We start from the raw sequence: 24785 nt of genomic DNA on the forward strand, positions 1-24785 counted from the left end.
AAACATCCAAGCAATCAATAATTTAACAAGCAGTTATTCAGACCATAAAACAACACCATAAGAATCTACAATTAACGAAAATTCAGTGCAATTAATTAAAAATTATTTAATAATTTAGGCATCCCTTTCTAATCTATTTAATGTAATCTTACACAGGCAAAAATAGGATTGTAACAATAAATTTACGAATAGAAAGACTAAAACAAAAACCATGAAAAAAATAGATATATTCCCAAGTACTAAAGCTTTTATTTTTGATTTAGATGGAACCTTGGCTGACACCATGCCTTTACACTATGACGCTTGGGTAAAAACAGCCAAAATCATGAACTTAGAGTTTAGTCTTGATTTTTTAAAGAGCTGTGCAGGAATGCCATCTTCTAAAATTATCGATTTACTAAACGAGAAAAACAACCGTACTATTGATCCACAAAAATTCTCTGATATGAAAGAAGAATTTTTCGCAAAGGAGATGCACAAAATCAAAGAGATTACTGCCGTTACTAATCTGGTATACAAATATCATGGCAAAATACCAATGGCAGTAGGAACTGGTGGGAAACGCAACATTGCCTCTGAAACAATGCAGCTTTTAGGTTTAGACAAATACATTTCTATTCTGGTAAGTGCTGATGATGTAGAAAATCACAAGCCGGAACCGGATACATTTTTAAAATGTGCTGAACTAATGGGAATTTCCCCTGAAAATTGTCAAGTGTTTGAAGATGCAAGCTTAGGCTTTCAGGCCGCTGAAGCGGCAGGCATGAGAGTAACCGATGTCACTCCTTTTTATTAGAATCAATAAAATTATTTCATGTTAAAAAAATTACTGTTTGTTCTTATGGTGGCTCTCATCGCCTTTTCCTGTTCTCAGGAAAAAAAGGAGTATACAATTGCCTTTTATAATGTTGAAAATTTATTTGACACTCTTAACGATCCAAACACTCGGGATGACGATTTTACTCCTGAAGGAAAATTAGAATACACTGCCGAACGATATCAAAAAAAATTGGTAAATCTTTCCAGTGTATTATCTTCCATCGATAAAAATAATTTCCCTGCCATTATCGGCCTTTGTGAAGTAGAAAACCGATCTGTACTGGAAGCATTAATAAGTCAGGAAAAATTAAAATCTGCTGATTATGGCATCGCCCACACCGAAAGTCCGGATGGAAGAGGAATTGATTGTGCACTTCTGTATCAGAAAAACAAATTCAAATACCTGAGTCATGACATAATTGGAATTCATTTTCCAGATGAACCAAACTATAAAACACGTGATATTCTTCATGTTCAGGGTATTTTAGGTTCTAATGACACCTTACACATATTTGTTAATCATTGGCCATCAAGAATAGGAGGAGCAGAAAAATCGGAGAAAAATCGTGTGTTTGTTGCAGAGCAATTAAAAATTGCCGTTGATAAATTGCAGGAAAAAAATGCCAATGCAAAAATCATTATCATGGGAGATTTTAATGATGAACCTAACAACAAATCTGCTGAAGAGATTTTAGCCGCTACCAACAATAAGGACACATCAAATCCAGAAGCTCTTTACAATCTAATGTACGATTTAAAGATGAACGGAAAAGGCACTTACAACTACAAGGGAGATTGGAACATGCTCGACAATCTAATTATTTCCAACAGCCTTATCAGCAATACAAACGGGCTGCATACAAATCATCAGGCAGGAAAAATCTTTAATGCTGACTGGATTTGCCACAAAACCCCAAAAGGTATATTGGTTCCCAACCGCACTTACGCCGGTCCTAAATACTTTGGTGGTTACAGCGATCACTTCCCCGTTTACTTTCAATTAAGCAACTGAAAAAAACAATCAAATAAAATACAACAGCTGATTACCAACAACGTAATCGGCTGTTTTTCTTTCTGAAATAATCTAATAAGCTAGATTTTCCATTTAAAACTATCAAGGTTCATATTGTTTCTATATTTTAGCAATTCAGACATAGAACCAATTAAAAGTGTTGCATGAAATTTAAAATTGAATCAAAATTTAAACCCACAGGAGATCAGCCAAATGCCATTGAAGAATTATGCAAAGGCTTAAACGATGGAGCTCCTCATCAAACTCTGCTTGGGGTTACCGGTTCGGGTAAAACATTTACCATCGCCAATGTAATTGAGCAAGTACAACGCCCTACCTTGGTTTTAAGTCACAACAAAACTCTTGCAGCTCAATTATATGGTGAATTCAAAACGTTTTTTCCAAACAATGCCGTTGAGTATTTCGTTTCCTATTACGATTATTATCAGCCGGAAGCATATCTACCGGTAACGGGCACCTATATAGAGAAAGATTTATCCATTAATGATGAAATTGAAAAGCTGCGCTTAAGCGCTTCCTCTGCCCTTCTGTCCGGAAGAAAGGATGTAATTGTAGTTTCATCGGTTTCCTGCATTTATGGTATTGGAAACCCAGAAGATTTTCATGCCAATGTTACCGAAATTAAAAAAGGACAATTAATTTCGCGCACCAAACTTCTTCACTCCTTTGTCGATGCTTTGTACTCAAGAAATGAAATAGAGTTTGACCGTGGAAATTTTCGGGTGAAAGGAGATACAATTGATATTTATCCAGCCTACGCTGATTTTGCCTATCGTATTATATTCTGGGACGACGAAATTGAAGAAATTTACTCGTTCGACCCAATTAACGGAGCTAAATTAGACCACTATGACAGAATAACAATTTACCCTGCAAATATATTTGTTACCAGTAAAGACAGGGTCCAGAAAGCCATTCATCAAATTCAGGATGATATGGTAGCTCAGGTTGCCTTTTTAAAAGATATAGGAAAACATCTGGAAGCAAAACGTTTGGAAGAAAAAGTCAATTTCGATTTAGAGATGATCCGCGAATTGGGACACTGCTCAGGAATTGAGAATTACTCGCGGTATTTTGATGGAAGAGCTGCAGGAACTCGCCCATTCTGCCTTATGGATTATTTCCCGGATGACTTTTTGGTGGTAATTGATGAGAGTCATGTTACCATTCCACAGATTCGTGCCATGTATGGTGGCGATCACTCCCGAAAAATAAATTTGGTTGAATATGGATTTCGCTTGCCTTCGGCGCTGGATAACCGACCATTAAAATTCGAAGAATTCGAACAGATTGCCAAACAAACAATCCACGTAAGTGCGACACCTGCCGATTACGAATTAGAAAAATGCGAAGGCGTTGTTGTCGAGCAGGTGATCAGACCAACCGGATTACTTGATCCGCAAATAGAAGTTCGCCCAAGCCTTAATCAAATAGACAATTTAATTGCCGAAATCGACAAACGCACACAAATTAGTGAACGTGTTTTGGTTACTACACTCACCAAGCGAATGGCGGAAGAATTGTCGGAATATTTCACCAATTTAAATATTCGCTGCCGGTACATTCATTCCGATGTTACTACATTAGACCGGGTGAAAATAATGGAAGATCTAAGAAATGGTGTTTTTGATGTTTTAATTGGTGTAAACTTATTACGTGAAGGATTGGATCTTCCGGAAGTGTCTCTCGTTGCAATTTTAGATGCCGACAAGGAAGGATTTTTGAGATCTACCAGATCATTAACACAGACCTCGGGAAGAGCAGCCCGTAATGTGAATGGCAAAGTGATAATGTATGCCGATAAAATTACCCGATCGATGCAGGAAACCATTGATGCAACAGATCATAGAAGAGAAAAACAATTGGCTTACAATACCAAAAACAACATTACTCCAACACAAATTACCCGCTCAAAAGCAAGCATGATGAATCATGGCAAAGACAACGAACCTGTCGCTTATTCCGGTCCGGATTCAATTGAAATCGCAGCAGATCCTGTTGTTCAATACATGAGTAAAAGCAGTTTGGAAAAAACAATTGAGCAAACCAAAAAAGCAATGCAAAAAGCAGCTAAGGAAATGGACTTTTTACAAGCAGCTCAATATCGCGATGAAATGTATAAGCTTGAAGCGCAGTTAAAAGAAAAGAAATAAAAAAAAGCAGTTTCTTTCGAAACTGCTTTTTACATATCGTAAATGGAATGTTTTATCCCAAATAAGTTTTCAGTAATTTACTTCTGGAAGTATGACGTAAACGACGAATCGCTTTTTCTTTAATCTGACGAACACGCTCACGTGTCAAACCAAATTTTTCACCAATTTCTTCCAAAGTCATTTCCTGAATACCAATACCGAAGAAAAGTTTGATAATGTCACTCTCTCTTTCAGTAAGAGTAGCTAGTGCACGATCAATTTCTTTAGTAAGAGATTCATTCAAAAGATTTCTGTCGGCTATCGGAGAATCATCATTCACCAATACATCCAACAAACTGTTGTCTTCCCCGTCAACAAACGGAGCATCAACAGAAATGTGACGACCGGAAACACGAAGTGTATCTGCTACTTTATCAGCAGGCAACTCTAAAGATTCAGCTAACTCCTCAGGAGATGGCTTTCTCTCGTGCTCTTGTTCAAATTTAGAAAAAGCTTTGTTAATTTTATTCAAAGAACCAACCTGATTCAATGGCAAACGAACAATTCTTGATTGCTCAGCTAAAGCCTGCAGAATAGATTGACGGATCCACCAAACGGCATACGAGATGAATTTAAATCCTCGTGTCTCATCAAACTTTTCAGCTGCTTTAATCAAACCTAAATTACCCTCGTTAATAAGATCTGGCAGACTTAACCCTTGATTTTGATACTGTTTCGCAACCGAAACAACAAAACGTAAGTTAGCTCTTGTTAATTTCTCCAAAGCTCGTTGGTCGCCTTTTTTTATTCGCTGCGCCAATTCAACTTCTTCCTCTACCGTAATAAGATCTTCTTTACCAATTTCCTGCAAATACTTATCCAAAGAAGCACTTTCACGATTGGTAATTGATTTGGTTATCTTTAATTGTCTCATAGTCCCTTTTCATCGAAATATTTTGCAAAATTAGACTTTTAAATACTTAAAGTCAAAATTAATTGCTCTTTTATTCGAATTATTATTATTTTCCCATTTAATTTCCTAATCTTTATCATTTAGCGAAAACGCGTAATACTTAACGCTTCCATCCGGATAAATTCCAGAGATAAATACACCTCCATCCTTCACATCCTGAAGGGCATCTTTAATATCATCTACCTTGAAAATTGGCGTTTCGTTAATTTTATAAATAATAAAACCTTCCTTAATCTCCTCGTCCTTAAACTTCCCATCACGCAGATTCTTTACCTTCACTCCTCTGTTTATTTGAAGACGATACTTCTCCTGTGTTGAGATAGGCTCAAATTCAGCACCCAGAAAAGCCAGATCTTTAGATTTAATAACGTTGGTATTTCCTAGTTTATTACGTAAGACTACCTCAATTTGTTTCCTTTCCTCTTCTCTTTTTAATAAAACATTAATTTTGTCACCCGGATGGAACTTACTAATCTGCTCTTGAAGTTCAGCACTAGAATTTACAACTTTCCCTTCTATATTCAATATAATATCTCCATTTTTAATTCCTGCATCCTCGGCAGCACCACCTTCATTTACATTCGCAACATATACTCCTTCAATTTTATCAATTTTTAATTCATCAGCTAAATTAGCGTCAACCGTACGAATAGACACACCTATAAATGCTCTTTGAACCTTTCCGTAGTTTTTTAAATCGCCAATTACTTTTTCAACGATAGCAACTGGAATAGCGAAAGAATAACCCGAATATGAACCTGTTCTGGATTCTATTGCAGTATTAATTCCAATTAACCTACCTTTAGTATCAACCAAAGCCCCACCACTGTTACCTGGGTTAACGGCAGCATCTGTTTGCAAGAATGACTCAATACTCATTCTATTTCCATTTAAACCAAGATTTCTTGCTTTTGCACTAATAATACCAGCCGTTACCGTAGATGTCAGATTAAATGGATTACCTACAGCAAGAACCCACTCTCCAAGTTTTATGTCATCTGAATTTCCAAAATCCATTTTCGGAAGATCTTTTTCATCTATTTTGATAAGAGCCAAATCGGTATACGGATCAAAGCCAACTAATTTCCCTTCGTATTCTCTTTTATCGTACAATACAATATTTATTAAATTCGATCCTTGTACAACATGATTATTAGTTACAATATATCCATCATCAGAAATAATTACTCCAGAACCAGATCCTAAGCTAGCTCTTGGCTGCTGACTTCTACCTCTCTCTCCAAATAAAAAATCATAAAAGGGATTGGATTGATATTCCTCATTTGAATAAAGTGTTTTTACATGAACAACCGATTTTACAGACATTTCTGCAGCGTATGTTAAATCAACCTGAGGCACATTTCCAACGGAATGATTCGTAAGTTGTGTCGTTCGCACTTCCGGAACCGTAATAATTCTTTCTTTTTTATCAGTAAATAACACAAATAATAAAACAGCAATTGTTCCACCTAAAATGGCAATTGCTAATTTTCCCAAAAACAATTTCAATTTCATCTGAAAAAACTTTATTAATTAATAATTATATGATGCCTGCTTGAAATCAAACAGGTTGTTTTTCTTACTATGCAAAAAAAAAGCAGAATGTTGCTTTCTCTATCCAAAATAAAAATCAAATTATTTCACGGATCAAATAATTTTGATTTTCTTGAGTGACGAAATAACTGGTACCAATAAGATTTCTACATTTATACGACAATTTTAACGATATAAACTTAACAAGTGTTTATAATTTATTGGTATTTAACACTTCTTAACAAGATTTAAAAATGAAAGTTGAATTTTCAAAATATCAGGGAACCGGGAATGATTTTGTTTTAATTGATAATAGAAGCGGTAGAATTACTCCAGATAACTTCTCATTAATCGAAAAACTTTGCGACAGAAGATTTGGTGTTGGTGGGGATGGATTAATGTTGCTTGAAAATGAAGACGGATTCGACTTTAGAATGAGATACTACAACTCGGATGGAAAAGAAGGCAGCATGTGCGGAAATGGTGGTCGTTGTATTGTTGCTTTTGCCTATCATTTAGGACTTGTCTCAGAAAAAGCAAGATTCATTGCTGTTGATGGAGAACATGAAGCAAAAATTACGAATACTGAAGATGGTATTCAGGTTAGTCTAAAAATGATTGATGTTTTAGATATTGAAATGGGTGACGATTTTTATTTTTTAAATACCGGATCACCTCATTTTGTGCGATTCATATCCAATCATGAAAATTTCGACACTTTTACTGAAGGAAAGAAAATACGCTACAATAATAGATTCGCCGAAAAAGGGACAAATGTGAATTTTGTATCATTTCAAGATCAAAACCTCACTGTCAGCACTTACGAAAGAGGTGTTGAGGATGAAACCTATTCTTGCGGAACAGGAGTTGTTGCATCGGCTATCTGTGCCGGTTTTAAAACGGACAGCAACAAATTTAAGATTAAGACAAAAGGTGGTTTTCTTGAAGTTCATTTCAAAAAAATAAGTAACAACCAAATTGAAGATATTTGGCTGATAGGGCCGGCAACACATGTTTTTAATGGTACTCTCACAACATAATAATTGAATTCTACTTCCACCTTAATATGAAATTCTTTCTTGCTAAAATCATTGAAGACAAAAGTATTTCTAAAGTATTTTTGGTTTCACTTCTCGCGACTTCTTTTCTCCTAATTTCCATTCTTGGGATTTTTTGGGTGCAGCAAGCAAGGCAAAAATTTAAGCAAGAGTCCAAACAGATTCAGGACGACTTTTTTAAAATACAAGAAAAAACCCTTCAACACGAAACTCAAACTCTTATAAATTATATTGAAAACGAGAGAGAGCAAACAAGAAATACTCTAAAAAAAGACATTAGCAACAGAGTTTACGAAGCACACTCCATTGCTGCAAACATATATAACAGCTGTAAAAATGATCTTACAGAAAGTCAGATAAAGAAACTTATCACTGACGCTTTGCGCTCTGTCCGCTGTAATGATGAAAGCGGTTTTTTCTATATAAACAGCTTGGCTGGTGTTGTGCAAATGGATTCGGAAAACCCGGAATGGGAAGGACAAAACAAACTATCACTTAAAGATGTTTTTGGTGTTCCGATTATTAAAAATGAAATAAAAATTGCACAAACTAAAGGAGAAGGTTACTCAAAGTATTCCTGGCAAAAAGAAGAAGGGCAAAAAATCGCTCCTAAAATATCCTTTGTTAAAATATTCAAACCATATAATTGGTACATCGGATGTACTCAATATGAAGAAAACTACCAATTGAGAATTCAAAATAAAATTCTGGACAAAATCACAGACATGCGATTTGATGAAAGTTTCACAATTGAAGTATTTAATTTCGACGGAACTTGTCTAGCACATACACAAAAGGATCTTATTGGTCAAAATCTTTGGAATGAAAAAGATAAAAATGGCAAAAAGGTAGTTCAGGAGCTAATTACAAGAGGAACAGATAAAGATGGTGGATTCGTGAGGTATGTGGATTCATACAAAGAGGGCAGTCAAGAATCTATCGCAAAATTAATGTATGCAAAAACCTATAAAGACTGGCAGTGGGTAGTTGGCAGTGGTGTTCATATTAGCCAACTCACAGAATCAATTCAGAATAAAAGAAATGAGCTGAAAGCTCTTGTGAATGGGTATTTCATCAAAGCAGGTTTAATCTTTTTACTGACAATTATTATTATTATTATTGCATTTACCCGATTTATGGTGAAAAGCAGCAAGTCGGGATTAGAAATTCTAACTCAATTTTACAAAAACGCTGCGAGTGATTCACACATAATTGACATATCTAAACTGCATTTTAAAGAATTTAAAATTCTTGGTGAACATGCCAATGAAATGATTCTTAAAAGAAAATCGATTGAGCACCAGCTTAATATTGAAACTGCTTATTTTGAACAACTTTTCGAAAATTCTCCGGAAGCGATCGCAATTACCGACAACGAAAGTAATGGTATAAAAATCAACAAACAATTTACAAATCTGTTTGGTTATACAAAAGAAGATTTAAAAGGAGTCGTTATAGATACCTTACTTGCCGATGAAACAAAACAAGATGAAGCCAATAGTTTAAATTACATCACAGCTAAAGGCCAGCTGGTAGAAATTGAAACTGTCCGGAAATGTAAAGATGGCAGACTAATTGACGTTTCTATTATGGGAAATCCAATTGAAGTTGATGGTGAGCAGATTGCAATTTTCGGCATTTACAGGGACATTACAGAAAAAAAAATATATGAAAAACACTTAACCGAAGCAAAAAATAAAGCAGAAGAATCTGATAAATTAAAATCAGCATTTCTTGCAAATATGTCTCATGAAATTAGAACTCCAATGAATCATATTCTTGGATTCACTGAAATTATCACATCTCAAGACGTTACAAAAAGCGAGCGACAAGAATACGGAGCTCTAATCAAACAAAGTGGTATTAATTTACTACAACTCATTAACAATATAATTGATTTGTCGAAAATAGAGTGCAAACAAATAAAACTTTCCTCTTTGGAAATTCCTGTTAATGCATTACTTACCAAATTATATGAAAAGTATTACATTCATAAAAACAAGAATAAAAAATCCCACCTTATACTTAAAATTCAAAAGACTCTAAACGATAAAGACTCTATTATTTATACTGATCTTGGCCGATTAGAACAATTACTATCAAACTTAATCGAAAACGCAATCAAATTTACCGACAATGGGTTTATAGAGTTTGGTTATCGTCTTAAAGAAAAAAACAAGATCGAATTCTTCGTAAAAGATACTGGCATTGGAATCCCTGAAAAATCCCTGAAAAATATCTTTCGCAGCTTCAGACAAATGGATGGATCGGACACCAGACAGTATAGCGGAACAGGCCTGAGCTTAACTATTTCGAACCGATTGGCTGAAATACTTGGCGGAGACATAAGAGTTGAATCAAAAGAGAATGCAGGGACTTGTTTTTTTGTCACCCTTCCCTACAACAGAGACAACCTGAAGATTGAAACACCAGAAGTTTGTGACAAAAAAATTTACAACTGGAAAGGCAAGAACATTCTTATTGTAGATGATGAGAAGACTAATTTCTCCTTTTTCAAAGCAAGTCTGGCAAAAACCAACGCAGAAATACTTTGGGCAACAAATGGAATTGAAGCTGTAACAATATGTCAATCAATTGCTGTTGATCTTGTATTAATGGACATACAAATGCCAATTATGAACGGTTACGATGCAACGAAAGAAATCAAATTATTCAACTCACAAATTCCGATTATTGGCCAAACCGCTTACTTTCAAAAAGAATACAAGCAAAAAGTAATGACGGCCGGATGCGATGACTACCTCTCAAAACCAATTAAAACAGCAAAACTACTGGATTCAATCGAGAAACAGTTTCTAAAAAACTAATCCCATTTTGTCTTTAATTGTTCTTTTTTATAGTTCTGAATATAATTCATAGCACTATCATAACTATTCACAAATAAATAATAGTCGCGGTAATCCTCTTTTGCAAAATTCTCCTGATAAGAAAGTTCAAACTGGCCTTTTAAAAAATCATAAAACCCATCAGTATTAATGAACACAATTGGTAAGTTATGATACCCTAACTGTTTCAAAGTTATTACTTCCAGAATCTCTTCGAGCGTACCGAAACCACCTGGCAAAGCTACAAATGCATCTGATTTTTCACGCAGAATTTTTTTCCGTTCCGACATATCAGGAGTAATAACTAATTCATCCAAAAAATCAGCCGATATTCCATAATCATTAATCAACTTTGGCACAACACCAATCACTTTTCCTCCTGCCTCTTTAACCGAAACTGCAACCTGATTCATAAGTCCCACTTTAGTTCCCCCATAAACCAAATTGTATCCTGATTCACCAATCGATGTTCCCAGGTTTTCAGCTTCCAGAAAATACTTTTCATCCACAGAATTGCTGGAAGAACAAAACACACAAATATTCATATTTTCAACCTTTAAAATTTACGCGAAGTAAAGTATTCATTTTGTTTTATACAACAAATAAAAAACACAAAATTGATGATTTAATAATAAAAAAAAACCCTTGAGAAATAAACTCAAGGGCTTAACATACTGCATCTTACTACTTATGCATCAATATTCGCATAAGTTGCATTCTTTTCAATAAATTCTCTTCTTGGAGGAACTTCATCACCCATCAACATTGAAAATACATGATCAGCCTCAGCCGCATTTTCAATCGTTATCTGGCGTAATGTTCTCGCTTCAGGATTCATGGTTGTCGACCACAATTGCTCTGCACTCATCTCTCCAAGACCTTTGTAACGCTGAATGTGCAAACCAGATTCTTTTCCACCACCCCATTCTTCGATTAAGCGCAAACGCTGATCTTCATTCCAGCAATATTGTTCGTTCTTACCTTTTTTAACCAAATACAATGGAGGTGTTGCAATATATAAGTAACCACTTTCGATTAATGATTTCATGTATCGGAAAAAGAAAGTCATAATAAGAGTCGCAATGTGACTACCATCGACATCCGCATCACACATGATTACAATCTTGTGGTAACGAATCTTCTCCACATTAGCAGCTTTACTATCCTCTTCTGTTCCAATTGTAACACCTAGAGCAGTAAATATATTCTTGATTTCTTCACTCTCGAAAACCTTGTGCTGCATGGCTTTCTCAACATTTAAAATTTTACCTTTTAATGGAAGAATTGCTTGAAATTTACGATCTCGACCTTGCTTGGCTGTTCCTCCCGCCGAATCTCCCTCGACAAGGAATACTTCACAATTTACAGGATCTTTATCCGAACAGTCAGATAATTTACCAGGTAATCCAGAACCACCCAAAACAGTTTTTCTCTGTACTAATTCACGAGCCTTTCTAGCCGCGTGCCGAGCCGTAGCTGCCATTATCACCTTCTGTACAATGGTTCTGGCATCTTTTGGATGTTCCTCCAAATAATTAGCCAACATTGTGCTTACAGCCTGATCAACAGCAATACTTACTTCAGAGTTTCCTAATTTTGTTTTGGTTTGTCCTTCAAACTGCGGCTCTGCAACTTTCACAGAAACAACAGCTGTTAAACCTTCACGAAAATCATCACCGCTAATGTCAAATTTTAATTTTGACAACATTCCTGACTTATCAGCAAATGCTTTTAATGTTCTGGTCAATCCACGACGGAAACCCGTTAGGTGAGTTCCACCCTCTATTGTATTGATATTATTCACATAAGAGTGAATATTTTCAGAATAAGAAGAATTGTATTGAAGAGCTATTTCAACAGGAACTTCATTCTTGTCTATCGAAACATGAATGGTTTCCTCGATTAATCGTTCTCTTGTACTATCAAGGTATTCAACAAACTCTTTTAATCCTTCTTTTGAATAAAAGGTCTCGAAACGAGGTTCTCCATTCTCATTTAAATCTCGTTTATCAGTAAGATTCAAACGAATCTCTTTATTCAAAAAGGCCAACTCTCTTAAACGTGCAGCTAAAATATCGTATTTATACTCAGTTACAAGGAAAATTGAATCATCTGGTTTGAAAGTAATATAGGTTCCTGTCAAATCAGATTCACCTATTGTCTCTATCGGAGCCAAAGGCACGCCTTTTGAATATTCCTGACGATATACTTTTCCGTCACGATGAATTTCCGCAGTTAAAAGTATTGACAATGCATTAACACAAGAAACACCAACACCGTGCAAACCTCCGGATACCTTATAAGAATCCTTATCGAATTTACCACCGGCATGCAAAACAGTCATTACTACTTCAAGTGCTGATTTGTTTTCCTTTATATGCAGCTCGGTAGGGATACCACGACCATCATCCTTAACGGTAACTGAATTATCCTCGTTAATAAACACATCGATATTCTTACAATATCCACCTAAGGCCTCATCAATCGAATTATCTACAACCTCATACACCAAATGGTGCAAACCTTTAACATTTACATCACCAATGTACATAGAAGGGCGTTTACGAACCGCTTCCAATCCTTCTAATACCTGAATACTATCAGCAGAATATTCATTATTCCCGTTTGGTTTCTTTTCTAAATCACTCATTTATCAGATCTTTAGTTGTCAATCAAATAACTTGATCAATAAATCGTATGATTATTGATCAAATCATGATCTTATATTCTAATATTTTTTTTGTACAAAAATTAATTTATTCTCAGGAAAGTTTTTTTCTGACTAAACCGATAAAAACCAGCAGTGGAGAGAAAGATAAAACACATTTACTGTCAGCACGTTACACTATCACTAAAGCCCAAAAATAAAAGTAAAACAAAGATAGTAAAAATGATGAGTTTACCGGCTGTTTTATTTAGAAAAATCGTGCTTTTTAATAGTTTTTGACAAACTGTTTTTAAATGTACTAATCAGAAGAAAGTTGTGTCCGTTTATGTTTATAATTCCATAGAATTACTTCGGCGGGGTCTTTTCATTTTAAACCTGATAATGAAACTATTCATATCGGTTCCCGATTTTGTGCGTCCGTATTCGTGCAGTTCAAATACCGTAGTTACGTTTTTAAAATTTTTAGGCATTGCTTTCCACATCTTGTAAAAAACAACCTGAACATTCTCCATATCAGCATTGTCGAGTTTTATTTTAAGAACCTCACTGTTCTTGGGCATTGCAAAAACACTAACTCCATGAGAATCCCAATCAATTGATTCTTCAGCCACAAAAGCCAGATTAAGAGTATCTCTGGTGATATCGAACAGATAGGTTACTCCCAAATCCTCCATCCCCATCTCCATTAAAATTTCGAGTGGCTTTTGGTCATTATTGACAGAAAGTTTCCACCGCTCTTCTTTTTGAGCACAAAGCTCACTTACACATGAAAAAAGTATAGTAACGAGCGGAAGTATATATCTTAATTTACGGATCAATTTACAGGACATAATTTTGATAGAGATTTAATAATACTACTAAAAATAGCAAAAAGCGTGCAAAAAACAATTTGCAAACATAAGCAAAATAAAAAAAAGGATGCTCTACGAATAGAACACCCTTCAGTAAAATGCTTTTAACGCGCTCTAAAATACGACTTTCACACCCAATAGAAAATTAAGTCTCTGAGAAGGATATCCATCCCACTGGTAGTATTTGTCGGCAAATAGGTTATTTACTTTCCCAAAAGCCGTAAAATGCTTATTTAGACGATAACTCGCACCAATATTCAGATCATACACGGCATCCAATGTTTTTACCGCAGATCCAATTGAAACAGGCCTCTCTCCCAATATATTAACTCCCGCCTGAAAATCAAGATCAGTTGTGAATGCATATGTGGCATTAACATTCATTTCAAATTCTGGTTTGTGCCAAGCCTCAGCTTGCTTATCGAGAGTATATTTATTAAACCAAACCGCTGAATTCAGATCCAATTTGTCGGTCCAACCTATGCTTACTTCAGCACCTAAACGAAGCAAACTGATATCATCATAAACCACATCAAATTTATTTGAATAAGTAGGACCAAAATAATCTGCATTTACCGCACCCGCATTTCTTTGTATAAAGAAGTACTGATCATCAACCGAGCTGTATTCTGCCGATAATTTGAAAGATGAATTAGAAGACAAACTGCCTTTTACTCCACCAAACAATTTGTATTTTTGATTGGAAGGCATCACATTCAAACCTGAGTAAACGTATGGATTTTCAGCAATAATATCATTGTAATTATTCATTTTCAGATCCCCATCCAATCCGGCAAAAAGGGTCATAATGCCATCAATTGCTTCAAAATCGATAGCTATATCCGGATACAGCTTTGCATCTGAATCATCGCCCATGGCAAGAACTGTATTCAATCCCAATTTCAAATTCAATTTGCCGGTTTGAAGCAAATACTGAGGATTTAAATTCCAAACAAGAGTATTTCTTTCAAACATGCTTCCCAACTCTTCCATACTAGTAATTCCGTCGGTTGCAAAGTAATCAAAAGATGATTTTAAACTCCAGAAACCATCACCACGACGAATTTTAGCCTCGGCACTAATCAATACATCATTCTCTGTTACATAGATATCATCGGCAAAATGCTCGTATTGTAAACCAACACCAAAATTCAGCTTCTCTTCATCTTTAAAGGTAGTAAGAAACTCTGCATCCAGTCCAAAACGGTTTTGAACCTGCTCAGTATATGGAAATAAATTCACATAATTTGCAGCAACATCATCTTCTGCCGGAAAACCGAAAAAATCGTAGCCTTTGTGCTCATAATAAACTTTTCCAGAAACTTTTCCTTCCTCTAAATACACACTGCCATATACTTCAGCCAATTGTTCTTTCCAATCTGGCTTTGCTTTTCGCCCATTTTCCAACTCTAATTTTCCGTTGGTGGAGTAATGACGAATATGAATTCCAAAATCGCTTATTTTCGAGCGTTGGTTATTGAAACGATAATCCCCGAAAAGGGTTGAATAATTACCCCCTGCAAGAGTTAAGGCATGACTGTTAATTGATTGCAATGGCTCACCAACAATTCGTGCTGCCGGAATTAAAGCCGGGGAAAATCCTACTGTCAAAGGTTTTGTTTGTATAAAATAGGAAAACGAAGGTGTAAAAGTTGCTGTATCCTGAACCACCGGCAATTCACCAATTCGCTTTGATTTATTTATTTTTGGCTGATAAGCGGTTTTCACCTTCACCTCTTTATTTAAATCTCTTTCTTCCTGCGCATGAGAAACTGAACAAACCAAGCCAGCTATCGCAACAGTGAATATGATCTTTTTGAACATTACTTTTTTTTATTAGTGGTTAATTACTTAATATCTAATCTATTTAACATTTTCTCTAACATTATACTCTCCTCATCTAGTTTAAGAGAATCTGTTTTCACCGAAGATTTTTCAAATAACTTATTGCTTTCGGTACTGTCGGCTCCTTCGAACTGAACTTTCACTTCACTATTGGTTATTTTTTCTTCGGCTTTTTTCTCTCTGGCTAAAAGAACATCTAATTTCGCCTGCGCTCTTTCGATAATCCCATCGTTCTTTACCGCATAATTATCAACAATACTTTGCAAGGTATATCGAGCCTGAAAAGGGTCATTCTTTTTCAGAAACACATCCGACAGCAAAAGAAAGCTTTCTGCCAGCCAATACTGATGAGGCGAATTCATTTCAATGAACTCGTTGATCTCCTTTTCGGCCAAATCATACTGAGCTTTTTCTGCATATATTTTAGCCAAAAGGTATTTTGCTTCGGCACCTTCGGCAGTTTGTGTTTCCTTAGCTAATTCTTTAAAATCGTTCGATGCAGCTTCTGCATTTGCCAAATTCAAATAAGATTTGCCTCGCTTATACTTTGCTTCCCGTATTAATTCTTCCTGCGATTTGGCAACCTCGAGTACATCGTTTACCGCCTGAATTGTGTTTTCATACTCTTTTAAACTGTATACCGATCGCATGTAACCCACTTTAGCCAATTTCACATTCTCAGGAATCTCAGCCATTTGCGTCAATCTCGAAAATTGTTTCTTCGCCTGAGAGTAATTCTTATTTCTGTAATTTAATTGTGACGAAGCCAGCAAAGCCCTTTCTGTAAACAAGTTGTTTGGACGACTCAGTACTTGTTCGAATCCGGCAAGTGCCTCATCGTATTTTTGCTGATTTAAAGCCGCGTCTGCTTTGTAGAATTGTGCATTTAACTGAAACATTCCATTTGGGAAATTGGATAAATACTCACTCAAAGCATTTGTACCTCTCTCCGTATCGCCTGACATGTACAATCGTTCGGCTGAAATATACGAAAGAGAATCTTTCTCTGAACTTCGAATTGCTCCACCTCCTTTAAACGACTCTGCAAAAGCAAAATAGTCGTTCACATTATTCATATCAACATAAACATTCTTTAATCCGATAAAGGCACTTTTCTTTTCTTCGCTTTGCGGATAATTTAAAACCACCTCTTTGTAAGAACTAATGGCTTTTTGGTATTCTTTCGCATTGTAATTCAGCTGTCCTAACTGCAGCAATGATTTGGGAGCATAACTGCTATTCGGAAATTTGTCAGCTAATTCTTTATAAATAGATACGGCAGTGGCCTGATCATCCAACTTCACTTTTGCATTCGCCAATTCGAACAATGCCTCATCTAAATATTCAGAATCGGGATAAGAAGTACGTATCTGTTCCAATAATTGCGACTTTTCGTTTGTGTTGCCCAATAATCCAAACGAGAGAGCCTGCTGATACAATGCATAATCTGTATCCCATTTGTTGGCAATCGCTGATTTTCGGTAATATTCGGCTGCATTTTTATAATCTCTGTTTAAAAAGAAACAATCGCCAATGCGGTTACAAGCATCCGAAACAAAGGTGCTTTTTTTGTCGGATTGATTGACAAACTTGCGGAACCAATCGGAAGCTTCGCTGTAGTTATCCTGCTCGAAGTAAGCATATGCGATGTTGTAATAGGAACGCTCGTAATATTCCGAAGAACCGGCACCCGGCGACAATAAAAACTCGTTGTAAAGATTAGTTGCCTTAGCAAATTCACCCATTCGATAATAAGCTTCTGCTTTCCAGTAGATGCATTCGGCAGCAATCTGAGAATTATAAATTTTGTATTGCAAAGATGCATTAAAAGATTCGATTGCCTTGCTGTAATTCAACTGCTTCATCAACTCTAAACCACGCAGCCAGGAAACTCTTTGGTAGGCCTTTTTAATCTCCGGAGTTTTATTTGCAATTTTATCCATCGAAAGTAAAGCATCCCCATAATTCTTAGTGGTCATGTATACTTTCACCAGGTAATCGTAAGCCTCATCATTGCGATCAGAGTTTGGATAGTTCTGCAAATATTCATCGAAAGCCTTTATGGTCTCGTTAAAAGGAGAATAAGAAAGCTCGTAAGTCAATTTCGCAAAATTAAACAAAGCATCCTGCTGCATATTTTTGTCAAAATCCATTCGGGCAGTTGTTGCAAAAGCAACTTTAGCTCCTTTTTTATCTCCCAGTTGCAAGGAACAATCAGCCAAACAGTAATTGGCAACCATCAGCAACTCATCATTTTCGCCGCCAACCCTCTCGAATTGCTCTGCCGCTTCGCCAAATTTCTTTTGCTTGTAAAGACAATATCCGTAAGCAAACTTATCCTCACGGGAAAAGCTTTTCTTTCCTTTATCCAGAAATGGAATTGCCTTTTGATATTCTTTTAACTGATAATGAGAAAGTCCAATCATTTTTGCAATTTCATCACTTCGCGTTACCGTGGCATCATCTAAAAATTGCGGCGCATATTCAATTACCTTGGCATATTTCTCCTGCAGGTAATAAATTTGTGTGATGTAGTAAGGAACAATTGGCTGAAAGGTTTTGTTCTTAATCAGCTTTTCGAAACCATTCAGCGCGGTTTGATAATTCCCGTTTAAATAGGCAATGTGAGCATAGTAGTAATTTGCCGGAGCATTATATTCTCCGGACACCTCGATAATATCGAAAAAGAATTGTCTGGCCTCTTCATATTTCTTTTCTACAAAATAAGAATAGCCCATTTTAAACTGGTATTCGGTTCGCTGATCGGAATTTAAGGCATAAACATCTACCTGTTTAAACCATTCCAAAGCATCCTTGTATTTCTTACTTCGATACTGCTGTCTCCCCAACTGAAAATACGCAGCCTGTTTTAAATTACTTTCGGGATGTTTCTGAATAAAGGATTTCATTTCCTCTTCTGCCTCGGGACGAAAAAGTTCGATGGAACACCAAGCCATATAAAAATCTGCTTTGGTGGATCGATCGGAATAAGCATCCTTCTCCATTTGAATAAAATCGGAAAATTCGTGTCTTGCTCCTCCATAATTTTTGTTTTGGAACATTTCCATGGCCGATTGCCAAACTTGATTACTACTTTTATGGGTTAATGATTTTTGGGCCTGAACTGTAAATCCCAAACATAAAAAAAACAGGGAAGTCAAAATCCACAAACTACATTTGTTTCTCATACTACGTTGCGTGTGATAGGTATAACAAGTTAAAAAAACGCTGAATATCCAAGCCTTTCAGTGGCTGATTCCCGAATCAAATTCAACTCATAAAATCAGGCTTAAAGGTATAAATAATCTGTAAGCTTATCGTAATTCAAACGAAGGAAAGAAAGAAAAATTGCACTCTGTTTTAATAAAGAAAAGAGCAATAAAAAACCTTCTGCCGAAATAATTTTTTAGATTTGTATGTTAACACACAATTTGAATTTAAAAAAAACGAAATATATGTCCGAATCTCCTATCATTGAACTTAAAAATGCAGTTATCCGTCAGGCGGATAATATTATTCTAACAGATGTTAGTTTGGAAATTGAAAAAGGAGAATTTGTTTACATCATAGGTAAAGTGGGTAGTGGAAAAACCAGTTTAATGAAAACCTTGTACGCCGATCTGCCAATAAAAGAAGGAGGCGGTTCGGTTGCCGGATTTTATCTTCCTATCATCAAAACAAAACAAGTTCCTTTTTTAAGACGAAAAATTGGTATTGTATTTCAGGATTTTCAATTGTTAAGCGATCGTAATGTTCACGCTAATCTGGAATTTGTTTTAAAGGCTACCGGCTGGAAAAACAAAAAGGAGATTGACCATAGAATAGAGGAAGTGTTGAGTAAAGTAAAAATGGATAAGAAAGGATATAAAATGCCACATGAGCTTTCGGGAGGAGAACAGCAGCGAATCGTTATTGCCCGTGCCTTACTCAACTCTCCGGATATTATTTTAGCCGATGAACCAACAGGCAATCTTGATCCTGAAACCTCAGATGAATTGGCGGAATTACTTATGGATATCAGTAAAAATGGACGAACTATTGTGATGGCAACACATCAGCACGATCTTTTGAAAAAATTTCCTGCACGTACGCTTGAATGTATCAACGGAAAAGTGATTGAAATTTCGAATCCGAAAACCGATGTAGAGGAAGAACTTGAATTGGAATAAATAAATTCCAAAATGCACCAAAATACTAACGGGTTTCAAAAAAACTTACACTGATTAAAACTTGCAAAATAAAACTTCATACAATTCGGATTTTGAAAAATTGAAGCTAAAGCACAGTTTGATTTTTCCGATCGCTTTTATTTTCTTGATTTGGACTGTTAAAATTTTTGAATGGGGACTTGGCCTGAATTTGTATTATTTGGGCATTTTCCCTTTGCACACCAAAGGTTTAATCGGGATTCTCACCAGTCCGTTAATTCATAAGGATTTTAGTCATTTAATGGCCAACACAATTCCCTTTTTTGTACTAAGTTGGGGTATCTTTTATTTCTATCGTCCGCTCTCGTACCAAATATTCATACTGTGTTATTTTACAGCAAACATTCTGGTTTGGCTTGGTGCGCGCGAAGCCTATCATATTGGTGCCAGCGGATTGGTTTATGCTTTTGCCTCCTTCCTGTTTTTCAGCGGAATTATTCGTAATCACTACCGTTTAATTGCTATCTCTTTTATTGTGGCTTTTCTATATGGCAGCTTATTTTGGGGCGTGTTCCCAATTCTAAAAGATGTTTCGTGGGAAGGTCATTTGTTTGGTGGTTTCTCTGGTCTGATTTACGCCTTGGCTTATCGCAACCAAGGGCCGAAAAAACCTACAGTTATTATCCCCGAAGATGATGACTCTATTCCTGAAGAGATATGGAATTCGGAGGATTTTGAAGATAAGGAAGTGTTGAGGAAGTGAAAAACAAGGAACAAGGGAAAAGGAAAAAGGTGAAAGAGAGAAGCCTCTCCGTTACTTCCGAAACCACTATCAGGTAAAAACCTCACCCTATCCCTCTCCTGAAGGAGAGGAGAATACAGCCTTTCTATTTATTAAAAGAAGTCTCCTTTCTAAAATCATTGCACATACAAACGCTGACAGGTCTTCGACGCTGTCAGGTTTCCTCGAAAAATAAAAACCGCTGACTGCGATATGAATTATTTATTTAAAGGAGAACATAGTTTCAGAAATCAGCACCCATTTCCTGACAAAACTTTATTTGTTGGTTTCTCCCTTTTCAGGGGAGATGTCCGAAGGACAGAGGGGTATTTTGTGACTCATAAAATTAAAAAAACAATAAAATTCAGATAAAACCTCATCCTATCCCTCTCCTGAAGGAGAGGAGAATACAGCTTTCCTATTCATTAAAAGATATCTCCTTTCTAAAATCATTAAACACAACAAACACTTACAGGTCTTCGACGCTGTCAGGTTTTTAATTGTATTTTCCTTACTATAAAAACAAACGGCATCCTCATCTGTTGTGAGAACGCCATAAATTTTAGAAGCTGTTTAAATTTATTTTTAGAAATTTTTATCGAAGAAAAAAGACTCAAAATAAGGCAAATTTGATGCGAATAGTGGTTCTATTTAAAGATAATTTAACGCAATTATGAGGTTTTTGGCTTATAAAAAAGCTAAAGGATAAATTTTTAAACAGTTTCTTATATGCTGCAAATTATTATTTCTTGTAATACTTCATTGCTTCTGGCAGATATGCTTCTAAATCTTTAACACGAGTTGCATCGGCTGGATGAGTAGATAGGAATTCCGGTGGTTTTTGACCGCCGCTCTCTCCCATTCGTTTCCAAAAATCAATTGCTTCAGCAGGATTGTATCCGGCCATAGCCATAAAAATCAAACCCATTTTATCGGCTTCACTTTCATGAGAACGCGAGAATGGCAATACAACCAATACATTGGAACCTACACCAAATGCAGTATTCCAAATTTGTTTTGTTTCGGCAGGTTTTTCGTTTAAAGCAATTGCCAAACCTTGTCCTAAAGCCTGAATACCCATTTGCTGACTCATTCGCTCGTTACCATGACGGGCAATGGCGTGAGCAATTTCGTGTCCCATAACAACTGCCATACCGGTTTCGGTTTGTGTGTAAGGTAAAATTCCTGTGTAGAAAACCACTTTACCGCCTGGCATACACCATGCATTAGGGGTTTCATCATCAACCAAATTAAATTCCCAAACGAAATTTGCAGTGCGATCGCTCATACCGTTCTCGTTCATAAACTTTTCTACCGCAACAGAAATTCGTGCACCGCAAGCTTTCACCATTGCCGATTGCTCTTTGTTATCGGAAAGCTTGCTCTCCTTTAAAAAAGCATCGTATTGGGTGAGACTGGTGGCAATCATTTCTGTTTCTGGATACAAATTCATTTGTTTTCTTCCGGTAATGGGCACTGTTGCACATGCAATTGCAAACAACAAAAAGCCCGAAAGTAAAATGGTACGCCTATTTTTCTTCATCTTTTTATGATTTTTAATAATTGGTTCTTTTTAAAATTCATTTCCGTCTCGTCGCGAGGAACGGAATCTCTTTACTTAAAATTAATTTGCGCGACGGTTTTATGTCCACTATTCAATTCCCGGGGCGTTGCGCCGGGCTAAAATATTAAAGCCCTTCAGGCTTTCAAAAAAAATCATTCTCCCCTGTTCACTGATAACTGTTTACTGATCAGTGTTTATAGCGCTCAGTTGTTTTAACAGATCATCTACTTTAGTAACAGGCAATTTGCATATATTATTTTCACAAAGATAGAAAGTTGTTTGTCCATTTACATATCTATTTTGCAACAAAGGCAAACTGCTTTCGGTTTTGCTCCCTGAAATCAAGACATTGGGTAAAAATAATTCTTCAATTTTTCGTTTTTGAACCATGGCATTTTCTCCTGCAACAACAATTTCGATGAGCGGATTTGCCAACCAAAAATACAACTGTCCCCAATTGGAATGATAGTTTATGGCCTTTTCGAGGCGAGGTTTCACATTCGCCAGCATCTGCCCGGAACGCTCTATGTACCTGCCTTTATCTAAATAAGTTCCTACTAAGAACAGGCTTTTGGCAATGGATGAGTTTGATGATGGAATTACATTATCGAGCAATTCCATTTTACGGGCAATTAGGGCATCATCTTCATCGGATGTATAGAAAAACATGCCCGACTGATCATCGGAAAAATGAAGGATAACATGCCCGAGCAAATCGTTGGCTTTTAGCAACCACTTCTCGTTAAAAGTTGCCTGATAAAGTGCGACAAAAGCCTCAACGGTAAAACCGTAATCGTCTAAAAATCCATTGATTTTCGAATTGCCATCTTTGTAATTACGGTGCAAATGCGCTTTTCCTTTCCAAAGGTATTTTTGAATGAACTCAGCATTTTTAATAGCTCTATTCAAATATTTTTCATCACCCAAAGCTTTGTATGCATCTACGTATCCTTTTAGCATGAGTGCATTCCAGCTGGTTAACGATTTATCGTCCAAACCAGGTCGGATCCGGTCCTTTCTTCTCTCCAGAAGAACTCTTCTTCCCTCCTCTAAAACTTTCTCCAATTCTGTTACGGATATTTCATACTTCCCGGCCAAAGTCTTTTTATCAGTCTGGATCATGAGAATGTTTCCTTCCTCCCAATTGGCCCGGTCGGTAATGCCGTAATACTCGCAAAATAGTTTTGACTGATCGCCTAAAAGCTGATCAACTTCCGCCTTTTCCCACACGTAGAATTTCCCTTCCACCCCTTCACTATCGGCATCGAGCGAGGAATAAAAGCCACCTTCAGGCAAGCTTAATTCTCTATCGACAAACTCGAGAGTTTGCTGAATTACCTGTTTGTATTCGGCAATTTTAGTGAGCTGATAGGCTTCAGCATACAAGCTGATCAGCTGCCCATTGTCGTAGAGCATTTTTTCGAAGTGCGGCACTTTCCATATGGCATCGACTGAATATCGGGAAAAACCTCCGCCCACCTGATCGTAAATTCCGCCGATGACCATTTTATCAAGCGTAAGCCTTACCTGACTGAGCGCCGACTGATCTTCTGTAAAGTAATAGTAACGCAACAAAAACTGAAGTGAATTGGGCAATGGGAATTTTGGGGCATGATTGTTTCCCCCTTCGCGAGTATCAAATTCCTGTTTCCAAAGGTGAAATGCTTTCTCTAAATCCGCGACAGCGAATGGTTCGGCTTCAGCCTTTACCGTAATTATTTCGTTTTCACGGATTCCCTTGGCCAACTGATCGGCCACCTTCTTTACTTTTTCTTGTTCGTTGATCCATGCATTTTGAATTCCGTTTAGCACATTCATCCAATTATCAGCAGGGAAATAGGTACCTCCGAAAAACGGTTTTCCATTGGGCATGGCAAAACAATTCAAAGGCCAACCACCACTGCCAGTCATCATTTGTACGGCATCCATGTAGATCTGATCGATATCCGGTCTCTCCTCACGATCGACTTTTATACAGACAAAAAATTCATTCATCAGCTGGGCGACTTCTTCGTTCTCGAAACTCTCGCGCTCCATTACATGACACCAATGGCAGGCGGCGTAACCAATGCTCACCAGTATGGGTTTGTTCTCGTTTTTGGCTTTGACCAAAGCCTCTTCGCCCCAGGGATACCAATTAACAGGATTATGAGCATGCTGTAACAGGTAAGGACTATTCTCCTTAATTAAATGATTTGTATGTGTATGTTTCATTGTTTGATCGTGATTTTGAGAATGAGCGAGACTGACTGTTGGCAATAAAAGCAACACGCCCCACGTAAATTTGATTCTCATCATTTCCCTTGTTTTAAAGTAAACTAAAGATAGAAATTATTTTTAATCATTTTAAATAAGATTAAGTAGGTTCACAATCATCAACTTAAAATCTGTTTTATAATATTTTGCCAAAATTTAACTATTAGAATTTCGGGCGTGAGCGTTACTCCTACAAATGCAACATCTCCAACATCGCGTATTAACCTGAGTTCGATATTAAAATATCCCTAATTGATCGGACTTAATAGTTTCATATT

Annotated in this window: 16 protein-coding genes; 7 read left to right on the forward strand and 9 right to left on the reverse strand. The window is 36.5% G+C overall.

Annotated features, from left to right (window positions below; translation table 11 throughout):
• Positions 1-211 precede the first annotated feature (211 nt).
• The 3 genes from QUH73_RS12870 to uvrB all read left to right on the forward strand — a co-directional run bounded on the left by QUH73_RS12870 (position 212) and on the right by uvrB (position 4005).
• Positions 212-796, forward strand: coding sequence for an HAD family hydrolase (locus QUH73_RS12870; protein ID WP_289530845.1), 585 nt, complete (start codon positions 212-214; stop codon positions 794-796).
• Between the two features lie 18 nt (positions 797-814).
• Complete coding sequence (locus QUH73_RS12875) at positions 815-1831, forward strand: endonuclease/exonuclease/phosphatase family protein (RefSeq protein ID WP_289530846.1); 1017 nt, start codon at positions 815-817, stop codon at positions 1829-1831.
• 164 nt (positions 1832-1995) lie between these two features.
• Positions 1996-4005 carry an excinuclease ABC subunit UvrB gene (gene uvrB, locus QUH73_RS12880; protein ID WP_289530847.1) on the forward strand — a complete coding sequence of 670 codons (2010 nt, stop codon included), beginning with the start codon at positions 1996-1998 and terminating at the stop codon, positions 4003-4005.
• Positions 4006-4057: 52 nt separating this feature from the next.
• On the opposite strand, the gene QUH73_RS12885 is transcribed toward uvrB, so the two are convergent.
• Together QUH73_RS12885 and QUH73_RS12890 are read right to left on the reverse strand one after the other, a co-directional pair.
• Positions 4058-4918 carry a sigma-70 family RNA polymerase sigma factor gene (locus QUH73_RS12885; protein ID WP_289530848.1) on the reverse strand — a complete coding sequence of 287 codons (861 nt, stop codon included), beginning with the start codon at positions 4916-4918 and terminating at the stop codon, positions 4058-4060.
• A gap of 105 nt (positions 4919-5023) precedes the next feature.
• Positions 5024-6472, reverse strand: coding sequence for a S1C family serine protease (locus QUH73_RS12890; RefSeq protein ID WP_289530849.1), 1449 nt, complete (start codon positions 6470-6472; stop codon positions 5024-5026).
• A 272-nt stretch (positions 6473-6744) separates the two neighbouring features.
• Between QUH73_RS12890 and dapF the strand changes: the two genes are divergently transcribed.
• Entirely contained in the window at positions 6745-7530 is a 786-nt protein-coding gene (gene dapF, locus QUH73_RS12895; protein ID WP_289530850.1) for a diaminopimelate epimerase, read from the forward strand.
• Positions 7531-7556: 26 nt separating this feature from the next.
• Entirely contained in the window at positions 7557-10376 is a 2820-nt protein-coding gene (locus QUH73_RS12900) for a cache domain-containing protein (protein WP_289530851.1), read from the forward strand.
• Here the strand turns inward: QUH73_RS12900 and QUH73_RS12905 are convergent.
• From QUH73_RS12905 to QUH73_RS12925, 5 genes are all read right to left on the reverse strand, one after another.
• Positions 10373-10939, reverse strand: a complete 567-nt coding sequence (locus QUH73_RS12905; protein WP_289530852.1) for a TIGR00730 family Rossman fold protein — start codon at positions 10937-10939, stop codon at positions 10373-10375. The two genes, QUH73_RS12900 and QUH73_RS12905, sit on opposite strands and share 4 nt — an antisense overlap.
• 143 nt (positions 10940-11082) lie before the next feature.
• Positions 11083-13044: a DNA topoisomerase (ATP-hydrolyzing) subunit B gene (gyrB, locus tag QUH73_RS12910; RefSeq protein ID WP_289530853.1), complete on the reverse strand. Its 1962-nt coding sequence runs from the start codon at positions 13042-13044 to the stop codon at positions 11083-11085.
• A 347-nt stretch (positions 13045-13391) separates the two neighbouring features.
• Positions 13392-13892: a hypothetical protein gene (locus tag QUH73_RS12915; protein WP_289530854.1), complete on the reverse strand. Its 501-nt coding sequence runs from the start codon at positions 13890-13892 to the stop codon at positions 13392-13394.
• A 135-nt stretch (positions 13893-14027) separates the two neighbouring features.
• The gene (locus QUH73_RS12920; RefSeq protein WP_289530855.1) at positions 14028-15737 is read right to left on the reverse strand and encodes a hypothetical protein; all 1710 of its coding nucleotides are present in this window, start codon (positions 15735-15737) and stop codon (positions 14028-14030) included.
• A gap of 23 nt (positions 15738-15760) precedes the next feature.
• A complete protein-coding gene (locus QUH73_RS12925; protein ID WP_289530856.1) occupies positions 15761-18946 on the reverse strand; it encodes a tetratricopeptide repeat protein in 3186 nt (1061 codons plus the stop codon).
• Between the two features lie 267 nt (positions 18947-19213).
• Between QUH73_RS12925 and QUH73_RS12930 the strand changes: the two genes are divergently transcribed.
• On the forward strand, positions 19214-19927 hold the full coding sequence (locus QUH73_RS12930; protein WP_289530857.1) for a cell division ATP-binding protein FtsE: 714 nt from the start codon (positions 19214-19216) through the stop codon (positions 19925-19927).
• Between the two features lie 61 nt (positions 19928-19988).
• The gene (locus QUH73_RS12935; protein ID WP_289530858.1) at positions 19989-20669 is read left to right on the forward strand and encodes a rhomboid family intramembrane serine protease; all 681 of its coding nucleotides are present in this window, start codon (positions 19989-19991) and stop codon (positions 20667-20669) included.
• A 760-nt stretch (positions 20670-21429) separates the two neighbouring features.
• Here the strand turns inward: QUH73_RS12935 and QUH73_RS12940 are convergent.
• Together QUH73_RS12940 and QUH73_RS12945 are read right to left on the reverse strand one after the other, a co-directional pair.
• On the reverse strand, positions 21430-22230 hold the full coding sequence (locus QUH73_RS12940; RefSeq protein ID WP_289530859.1) for a M48 family metallopeptidase: 801 nt from the start codon (positions 22228-22230) through the stop codon (positions 21430-21432).
• A gap of 201 nt (positions 22231-22431) precedes the next feature.
• Positions 22432-24549: a thioredoxin domain-containing protein gene (locus tag QUH73_RS12945; protein WP_289530860.1), complete on the reverse strand. Its 2118-nt coding sequence runs from the start codon at positions 24547-24549 to the stop codon at positions 22432-22434.
• Positions 24550-24785 lie beyond the last annotated feature (236 nt).

The sequence above is a fragment of the Labilibaculum sp. K2S genome (assembly GCF_030372765.1).
Lineage (GTDB): Bacteria > Bacteroidota > Bacteroidia > Bacteroidales > Marinifilaceae > Labilibaculum.